The following is a 9,198-nucleotide window of genomic DNA, read 5'->3' as shown; positions in this document are numbered from 1 at the left end:
CCTCTACTCTGCCCAGACCATTAACCTGATTGGTGATGCCCTCACCTGGTTAGGACTGGCACTACTGGCCTTTGAACTAGTGGGCGAAAACGCTGGGGTGATTTTGTCCACCGCCCTTACTCTGCGAGTCACTGCCTTTGTGGTACTGTCGCCGCTAGCAGGCGTGATTGCTGACCGGGTAGACCGCAAGCGCATTATGGTGGTGACCCATCTGGCCCGTATGGTTATCGTGTGTCTACTGCCCTTCGTTACTCAGCCCTGGCAGATATACGTGATCGTGCTGTCGCTCAACGTGTTTTCTGCCTTTTTTACCCCCACCTACACTGCCACAATTCCCCTGGTGGCCACTCAATCTGAGTATCCGCAAGCGATTGCCCTTTCCAGTGCCACCTATCAGCTTTTGGGTGTGCTTGGTCCTGGCTTAGCCGGAAGCATCGCCGCGTTTGTGGGCACCCGACAGGTCTTTTGGCTCGATGGACTAACCTTCCTGATGGCCGCGATTTTGGTTGTCACCCTGCCAGGACAGTTGCGGGTCACCCATAGTCAGCAGGACGTGAAAACACTTCGCCGCACCTGGCAGGATATTCGCACGGGCACCATCTGTTTGTTTCACGATCCGCTGATTCGACATGCCCTCCTGATGCAACTGGTCGCTGCGATTGTGGGGGCCGCGATTCTGGTCAATACGGTGGGTTATGTTCAGGGCACTCTCCAACTTGGCAAGCTGGAATATGGTTGGGTGATGGCGGCGTTTGGAATTGGCGCAACGCTAGCATCTTTGGGGTTAGGAAGTTTCAGTCCAACAGTAAACAAGACGGTGTTAACCAGTCTCGGCGCAATCTTGATCACCGTAGCGCTCTTACCTGCTAATTGGGTGGGACTAGGCGGCTTATTCCTGTTATGGGCAATGGCCGGAATTGGACAAACGCTAGTGAATGTACCAACCCAAACCCTGATCGCCGACCGAGTTGACAGGGACGTGCAAGGCCGGGTTTACGGTGCTCAGTTTGCTTGGAGCCATTTTTGGTGGGCCTTCTCTTACCCCCTGGCTGGGTGGTTAGGGGGACAGTTCCCGGCATGGGCATTCCTGGGCAGCAGTCTGATTGGGATAACGTTTTGGGGTGGTGCTCATACCCTGTGGTCACCGACAAGTCATGGTGCTGTCAGCAATGGCTTGTGGCACGACCATGAACATCGCCACGATGAACATCACCAGCATGTGCATTGGGCCAATGTAGCGGCTGATGCCCCCCACCGTCATCTCCACTATCATCGCAACTACTCACCCGATCATCACTGAGAACGATAGACATTCCCAAAGCTAGCTGTTCTAGAGTCTTTGCTCTTTATATTTGGTTTCATCCGGGACATTTCACCTGAATTTCATCTACCCTGTGGCATCCTGTTGGGGATTTTGCTGCGTGCTGTCGAAATTACGAGGAGGTTTCCATGAAGCAGTTGCCCTTATTAAGTTCTATTCTGGCCTTGAGCCTTGCTGTGAGTACACCTGCTGCCCTGGCCCATTCTGGACATGGCGATGAGTTTCAGGCTGAAGGCGGTGTGAATCGCGTCGAGGTCAACACTCAAACTGATTCGTTGCTCGGTATTCAGGTCACCGCTATCGAACCTGCCGCTGACGGTAGTGGTACTGTCATGATTCCCGTGACTGCTCTGGTCGAAGATAACGATCGGCAATTGGTGTTTGTACAGTACGAAAATTTCTATGAGCCAGTGCCTGTCACCACAGGAGCCACCCAAGGTGAAATGGTCGAAGTTTTAGAAGGGTTATCCGTTGATGAGCAGCTTGTGACCGAGGGCAGCTTGTCTCTGTATGCGGAGTCCCGCAAAACTCAAACCACTGAAGCAGCGGCACCTGCGGCCGATAAAACTCATGCTCAAGCCGATGCGGAAGGCACTCCCCACGGCCATGACACAGAAGGCGATATGGTCAAGAGCGATTCCAGTGAAGCGACTAAAACCGCTGAAGAGTCCGGTGGTATGCCTAAGATTCTACTGGCTACGGTGGGAGGCGGCATCGGATTAGCAGTCGTGGCGATCTCATTGATCAGTGGTGGTCGCAAAAAGAAACGCACCCTCTCAGAAGACCCCTCTTCCAACCGTTAGGGGAACTTCTGGATAGATGCTGAATGCACTTTTAAACCAAATTCTCAAAAATTCCATTGCTCAGCGGTGGTTTATCGTAGCAGGGGCCATCGCGGTTACGATTTGGGGCGTCTTCAGCGTCACTCAAATGCCGTTGGACGTGTTTCCCCCCTTTGCCCCGCCCCAGGTGGATATTCAGGTGGAAGTCGTAGGACTGGCCCCCGAAGAAGTGGAAACTCAGATCACCGTACCCATTGAAAGTTCGGTCAATGGCTTGCCAGGAGTGACGACGGTGAGATCGTCCTCAAAGGTGGGTCTGTCGATGGTCAGCGTGGTGTTCGATCAAGATGCCGATATCTATCAAGCGCGGCAAGCGGTGACTGAACGCTTGCAACAAGTCACCAACCAACTCCCCGACAATGCTCATCCACCCGAAATCTCGCCACTGGTGTCCCCGTTGGGCACAATTTTGCAGTATGCCTTCACCGTTGACGGTCAAGGGCAGACGTCCTTGATGGATCTGCGCCGCTTAGTAGATGTCACGCTCAAAAACCAGATCCTCTCAGTGCCTGGTGTTTCCCAGGTGACGATTTATGGGGGTGACGAGCGGCAGGAACAGGTTCTGATTGATCCGGTAAAACTGAGGGAACTTAACGTGTCCCTCAATGAAGTTACCGCTGCTGCTGAAGGAGCCAACGCCAGCGCGCCAGGAGGCTTCTTGATTAGAGGTGGCCGAGAACTGCTAGTGCGCGGCATGGGTCAAATTCAATCCATTGAGGACTTGCAGCGATCGGTGGTGAAGATACGAGATGGCCAGCCGATTCTGCTACGGGATGTGGCCAGGGTGCAGACGGGAGCCGCCCTAAAGCGAGGAGATGCTAGCCTCAACGGTCAGCCAGCCGTGGTGCTGATGATTAACAAGCAGCCGGAAGTAGATACACCCACCGTCACTAACACAGTGGAGGATGTGATCGCCGATTTGCGGCCTACCTTCCCAGGCGATGTGCAGGTGACCCGCACGTTTCGGCAGGCGAACTTTATTGACTTAGCCATTCGCAATGTCAGCGGCTCTCTCCTCCAGGGTGTAGTGATTGTATCGGTAATTCTGCTGCTATTTTTGATGAATTGGCGCACAGCAATTATCACTCTCAGTGCCATTCCCCTATCACTGCTGATTGGCCTGCTGTTTATGAAAGCCTTTGGCCTTGGCATTAATACGATGACCTTGGGAGGGCTGGTGGTTGCTATCGGTTCGGTGGTGGATGACGCAATTGTGGATATGGAGAACTGCTATCGCGGTCTACGCACGAATCAAGCCCAAGGTAAGCCCAAACCACCTTTTCAGGTAGTGTTTGACACCTCAGTGCAGGTGCGGCTAGCGGTAATTTTTTCCACAGTGATTATTGTCGTCGTGTTTGCCCCTATCTTTAGCTTGACTGGGGTTGAGGGCCGTATCTTTGCCCCAATGGGGCTGGCCTATCTCTTTTCAATTCTGGCCTCAACACTAGTGGCGATGACCCTATCGCCTGCTCTCTGTGCCATTTTGCTAGCCAATCAGAATCTGCCCCAGGAAGGCACGTTGGTGTCACGATTCGCCGAACGGCTCTATCGTCCCCTGCTGAGGCTGTCGATGCGGGCACCTCAGCTCATCCTCACCCTCGCTCTAGCGGCCTTAGTTGCTGTCGCGGCTATCGTGCCGTCCTTGGGACGGGTGTTTCTGCCCGAGTTTCAGGAAACATCTCTGGTTAACTCGATGGTCCTGTTCCCCGGCATATCGCTGGATATTACCAATGGCGCGGGCAATGCCCTAGCGAACTCCCTGAAGGATAATTCTCTCTATAAATGGGTGCAGGTCCGGGCTGGTCGTTCTCCAGGCGATGCGGATGGCGCAGGGGTAAATATAGCCCACGTCGATATCGAACTCAGTGACCCAGCGCTAAAGGATCGAGACGCTAGTGTTAAGCAATTGCGAGAAGCATTCCTGAAACTACCGGGGGTTGCGCCGAACGTGGGTGGGTTTATCTCCCACCGGATGGACGAGGTGCTTTCTGGGGTAAGGAGTGCGATCGCTATCAAAATCTTTGGTCCTGACCTAGCTGAACTGCGAAGCATTGGTGAACAGATACGCGATACCATCGAACCGATTGCAGGGGTGGTGGATTTACAGCTGGAACCCCAACTGCCCATCCGTCAGGTCCAGATTCAGTACGACCGGGAAGCCGCAGCGGGCTATGGTCTGACGATGGCTCAGCTCTCAACCGTGGTGGAAACGGCCCTGAACGGTCGGGTCGTTTCTCAGGTGCCGGAAAATCAACAGTTGATTGACATTACCGTCGCCTTGCCCGAATCGGCCCGCAATAGCTTGGATGCCATCAGCGCTATTCCTCTGTCAACCCCAACAGGAGAAGTAATTTCACTAGGTGATGTGGCTAATGTTGGCTATGGCATGGGGGCAAATGTCGTCAACCGCGAAGATGTGTCCCGCCTAATTGTCGTGTCGGCAAACGTCGATGATCGAGATCTGGGTAGCGTCGTCGGCGACATTCAAGCCCAGATTCAAGAGAAGGTGCAATTGCCCAATGGCTACTTTATTCAGTACGGTGGGCAGTTTGAGGCAGAGCAAAACGCCACCAATAATCTGCTGGTGTACAGCATTCTGGCAGCGATTGCGATTGCGGTGCTGATGTTCTTCTCCGTCAAGTCTCTCCCTGCGACCGTGGCAATCATGATTAACTTACCGCTAGCGCTGGTGGGGGGCATCGTCTCCATCCTGTTGACTGGCGGTGTCATGTCTGTGGCCTCCCTGATCGGCTTTATCACCCTGTTTGGGGTTGCCGTCCGCAATGGTCTGTTGCTGGTGGACAATTACAACCGCAAGTTTGCTGAGGGATTGCTGCTTAAGAAGGCTGTGTTCCACGGTTCTCTGGAGCGAGTGAACGCCATTCTGATGACGGCTCTAACCTCGGCCCTGGGGATGTTGCCCCTGGCAATCACCAGTGGCGCGGGTAACGAAATTCTCCAGCCCTTGGCGATTGTTGTCCTGGGAGGGTTGTTCACTTCCACGGCCCTCACATTGCTGGTGATTCCGGCCCTTTATGCGCGATTCGGTCGCTGGTTTATGCCCAAGCCTACCCAGACTGTTCTGGAAGAAGCTCAGACCCATAAAAGTGCATCGCTATCAAATGTCATTGACAGGTAGTATTCCAATATTTTGCTGAACTGAAGGCGAGATTGTTTTTCTAGAAAGGAGATTCAATCTCGCTTTTCAATGGGCGAGAGGACAAGTTTGATCGTTAGTTGGCAATTGCTTTCCAGATATTCCTCTTGGCCGCTAAACTGACCTTGTTAGAGGATATCCGCATGGCCCCCCAACTCGTCTCTCTGAAGCCCAAGCCCACTATCCCACCGAATGGGAAAGCTCCAACAAACGTCGAATCCAACCCTGCATATTCAGACAAGACTGCTTTTCCAACCATTGCACGAGAGGATGATTGGCCTATCAAGCGCAAGTCAGCTCAAGAGTCTGGTGCAGATAGGCGCAAGAGCAAAGCTGCTCCTATCCATATCCACCGAGAACCCGATTTTGCCCGAAGGACTAAGCGAGGATATTCAGCGAAAAACTCAACAGGTATAACTCGTCCACCCAGAGTATCCAGACAGTTTGAATCCAAATTCCATGCACTTGAGCGAAGGCAAAAGAATCTGGTTCAGCAAACCAAACTGCAAGGTCAGATTGAGTATCTAGCGGTATCTCAAAGCAGCACTGGGCAATATTGGATTACCGTGGAGGGCACCGGAAAGCCTTTCATCAGAATCCCGTTTGAAACGCCTGAGTATTGCTATGAGTGCGCTTAGACCTAGAGGATACGTTCGATATGTTGCAGGTGATTGAGCTACGGCCAGGTGAGACTATCGAGCGGATTGAGGAGATTGTGGGAGTGTACCTGGAGCGAGAGCGGGTGGCTAGGATCTGGGGGTAATTGAGGGAGTAAATTTATATCGTTTGTATATCACTATGATGTCTTTATGGACTCACTTAGATATGCACATGTATTTATTGAGATACCCTTAAGTATTCTGGCCCATACCAAAGCTTTCTGAATTTATTTTGCTATTACTTTTGGCATTCCATCTAACAGATGCTCATTGATTATCGACAGGTAATCGAAGAGCTTAACCTATTGGGCAAACTGGCTGAATTCTCTCCTCAGATCGAAACCCCGCTATTTTTCTTCATATATAGTGTAGTTGAATGCTCAAGATGGATAGAAGGATGTCAATGCTTCTAAAAAGTCTTCCATCGACACAGCTTTGAGGCTTTAGGCTGAAATCTTTGTCATTAAACCACAGTGCTGTTTTGGGGAGAGAGGGGTAGCGTCATTCTAAAGGTAGATCCTACGCCGGGTTGGCTAATCAGGTCGATCTTCCCTCGATGAGCTTTAGTAAATGCTTTAACAATAGCCAACCCTAAGCCAGATCCATCCGTATGGTGTCTGTCTACTCGGGAAAAGCGGTCAAATATCCGTATTTGATCCTCTGGAGCAATACCTGCTCCATTATCTTTGACCCAGAAAATAACTTGGGTAAGGGTTTGCTGACACCCTAATTCAATCGTCCCGGTGGGTGGGGTGTGCTGAACGGCATTTCTGAGCAAATTCAGTAATGCTCCAGTTAACCGTTGGCGATCTCCGAACATTGAACCTGAACAATCTAAATTTAGATGCCAGTCCCGCTCTGCCAAGGCTTGTGCTTTGGTCAATATCTGCTGAGCGAACTGTTTGAGATCAATCATTTCGTATTGGAGAAAGCCTGGATGCTCCGACCTAGCCAAGGTAATCATGTCATTAACTAAGCGGCTCATTCGATCCAGCTCATCTATAACCAGTTCTGTGGTTTCCTCCTGTTCCTTTGGATCATTCCCCATTAATTCCAAATGGCCTTGGACAATGGTAATCGGGGTTCGCAATTCGTGGCCGGCATTGTTGATGAAGCGACGCTGATTGTTAAAACGGTCTTGAAGTCGGTCCATCATGGCGTTAAAGGTTTTAGCCAGGTCAGCCAATTCCCCCGAACCTTGAGAGGATAAGCGCTGGGTTAAGTCAGTCTCATTGATGCGACGAGCTGTGATCGCAAGTTCTCGAATAGGTTTAAGTAACCGTCCCGTTAAGTACCAGGCCAAAAGAAAGGAAAACAGCATAACGCCGCTCTCAATGAGCATAAAAGTATAGACGCTGGCTAAGGCTTCATTTTGCTCTCCCGCAGCGGCATGGGCAATCACTATAACGCCGAATTGGTCGCCATCCACGATCAACGGTTCAGCTTTATAGAGGACGTTACCACTCTCTGGATCATCGGTTTCCCACTTCCCCTGCTTGTAATGCGTGACATCGAGCCACTGCTCATAGAGGTCAGAGCCAGGTCGCATAGGCTGGAGTAATTGAGGTGGATTAGATCGGTAAAGATCTTCACCAATAATGAAAATAAAGAAATTATCGTCTTCGGGGAGTTGATTGACTAAAAAATCGTCAGCAAAGGTCTCTAAATCTTCCAATGTTTGGTTTGGTTGCCGTTCCCAGTCATCATAGGCTTGATGAAAAATGTCATGGGCTTCGTTCAAGTGTTTGCGTACTCGCTGAGTCACCTGAGCCACTACCAAATACCGATAGAGAGGAATTGTGAGTCCTGTGAACAGAACCATTAGGGTAACATACAGCAGCAAAATGCGAGATTGAGTTTGGCGGAAAAACATCCCCCAAATTGAGCGTTTTGCCAGAACGAGAGGTTGTTGCTTGGAGTCAAACACAAAAAGTCTAATGTCAGTCTGAACCCGTGTACCCCAAGAGAGCGCACAAAGTACATACTACAATCAGAGATTAACTTGGAGTTACAGCTCGCGTAGAATGAATTGCAGTCACAAAGCCCGATTAGATGCTGTTTCAAGCTTCCAGCCCGTGAACCACGAAAGTGACGACCCCCCAGACATAAAAATCCATTCCCTTTGACACAGTAATAGGAGAATAGTCGGGATTCTCAGCGGCTAACAAAACCTGGTCTTTGGATCGACGAAATCGCTTCACCGTGAACTCACCGTCCAGAACTGCGATCACTACAGCCCCATCCACTGGATCAAGGGAGCGATCTACAATCAACAAATCTCCTGAGAAGATTCCGCAGCCCGTCATGGAATCGCCCTCGACTCGCATGAAAAATGTTGCTGCTGGGCGATGGATCAGGGCCTCCTGCAAATTCAGATTGCTTTGCAAATAGTCGTCGGCTGGGCTTGGGAAGCCAGCGGAAACTGGAAAGGAGAGAAAAGGTAGACACAGTGAATCTGCCAACTCGACAGGGTGAACTGATCGAATAAGCATTGTGATGGTGCATATGTACTATCAAAGAGTAGCACAGGATATTAACCCATTTCTGCCGTTTTGAGGTCATGATCTCCTCTTAGCTCGTCTTTAGTTGTCGCTTAGTGTCAACTTGACCTGGATACGCAAGGGAAGAAGCATATACAATCAGTCTTTGGAAAACTGAATAGTAATTCCTCTGAGGTGGTAGGTAGACATCCCTCTCAGGATATTGAATGTTGGCCGCACTATCGGGATATTTTGAGGTTACCGATTAGCTGATGGAGTGGGCGATAGCGAATTTGGTGATTTATTAGGGATTTTTTGCATAAGCCCCACCCGCCGCGATTTACTTCGTGAACATGAATACATATACACTCATATTCGTGTGCGTGTATCAATACCAACACGTATACACTCATATTCGTGTACGTGTGTCTATGTAGACACACGTACACGAATATGAGTGTATGAATGATTTCAATGCAGTGTATTAGTGTAAACATATTTTTACGCTAATGAGTAAATGCACCTACACTTATAGGTGTCTTAGCGATTATACATAAAAGTATGTATTCGTCTATGTGTAAATTTATATATACGAATAGAATTTTTTGTGTGTTAATGAGTTTGTGAAAACGTATGGTTCTTAATATGTGTATTTAAGTTTCCATGCTTTAGTGAGTAGTTGTATTAGTGTGCTAACGTTTCTGTGTAAAAACTTATATGGGGAGTAATGTCAGTGTGT

The 9,198-nt window shown here is 49.9% G+C and carries 7 protein-coding genes; 5 read left to right on the top strand and 2 right to left on the bottom strand.

The annotated features are described in order from the left end of the window. The 5 genes from Q0986_RS05775 to Q0986_RS05755 all read left to right on the top strand — a co-directional run. Window positions 1-1,300: MFS transporter (locus Q0986_RS05775; RefSeq protein ID WP_299405704.1), on the top strand; the 1,300-nt coding region annotated here is incomplete at its 5' end. A 149-nt stretch (window positions 1,301-1,449) separates the two neighbouring features. After that, window positions 1,450-2,124: a cobalt transporter gene (locus tag Q0986_RS05770; protein WP_299405701.1), complete on the top strand. Its 675-nt coding sequence runs from the start codon at window positions 1,450-1,452 to the stop codon at window positions 2,122-2,124. Window positions 2,125-2,140: 16 nt separating this feature from the next. Continuing rightward, complete coding sequence (locus Q0986_RS05765; RefSeq protein ID WP_299405698.1) at window positions 2,141-5,302, top strand: efflux RND transporter permease subunit; 3,162 nt, start codon at window positions 2,141-2,143, stop codon at window positions 5,300-5,302. 98 nt (window positions 5,303-5,400) lie between these two features. After that, a complete protein-coding gene (locus tag Q0986_RS05760) occupies window positions 5,401-5,958 on the top strand; it encodes a hypothetical protein (RefSeq protein WP_299405694.1) in 558 nt (185 codons plus the stop codon). Next, on the top strand, window positions 5,949-6,083 hold the full coding sequence (locus Q0986_RS05755; RefSeq protein ID WP_299405688.1) for a hypothetical protein: 135 nt from the start codon (window positions 5,949-5,951) through the stop codon (window positions 6,081-6,083). The genes Q0986_RS05760 and Q0986_RS05755 overlap by 10 nt, the downstream gene beginning before the upstream one ends. Window positions 6,084-6,442: 359 nt before the next feature. Here the strand turns inward: Q0986_RS05755 and Q0986_RS05750 are convergent, their stop codons facing one another. Both Q0986_RS05750 and umuD read right to left on the bottom strand, forming a co-directional pair. Next, the gene (locus Q0986_RS05750; RefSeq protein WP_299405684.1) at window positions 6,443-7,906 is read right to left on the bottom strand and encodes a HAMP domain-containing sensor histidine kinase; all 1,464 of its coding nucleotides are present in this window, start codon (window positions 7,904-7,906) and stop codon (window positions 6,443-6,445) included. Between the two features lie 133 nt (window positions 7,907-8,039). Next, window positions 8,040-8,471 carry a translesion error-prone DNA polymerase V autoproteolytic subunit gene (gene umuD / locus Q0986_RS05745; RefSeq protein WP_299405679.1) on the bottom strand — a complete coding sequence of 144 codons (432 nt, stop codon included), beginning with the start codon at window positions 8,469-8,471 and terminating at the stop codon, window positions 8,040-8,042. Window positions 8,472-9,198 lie beyond the last annotated feature (727 nt).

Origin of the sequence: Acaryochloris sp. IP29b_bin.148 (genome assembly GCF_028285565.1) — a bacterium.
Taxonomy (GTDB): domain Bacteria; phylum Cyanobacteriota; class Cyanobacteriia; order Thermosynechococcales; family Thermosynechococcaceae; genus Acaryochloris.
Note: the sequence above shows the minus strand (reverse complement) of the source record. Positions and strands in the feature narration are given on the sequence as shown.

Coding starts and splice junctions, on each gene's coding strand:
- Q0986_RS05770 (WP_299405701.1), top strand. CDS start 1,450: ATGAAGCAGTTGCCCTTATTAAGTTCTATTCTGGCCTTGAGCCTTGCT.
- Q0986_RS05765 (WP_299405698.1), top strand. CDS start 2,141: ATGCTGAATGCACTTTTAAACCAAATTCTCAAAAATTCCATTGCTCAG.
- umuD (WP_299405679.1), bottom strand. CDS start 8,471: ATGCTTATTCGATCAGTTCACCCTGTCGAGTTGGCAGATTCACTGTGT.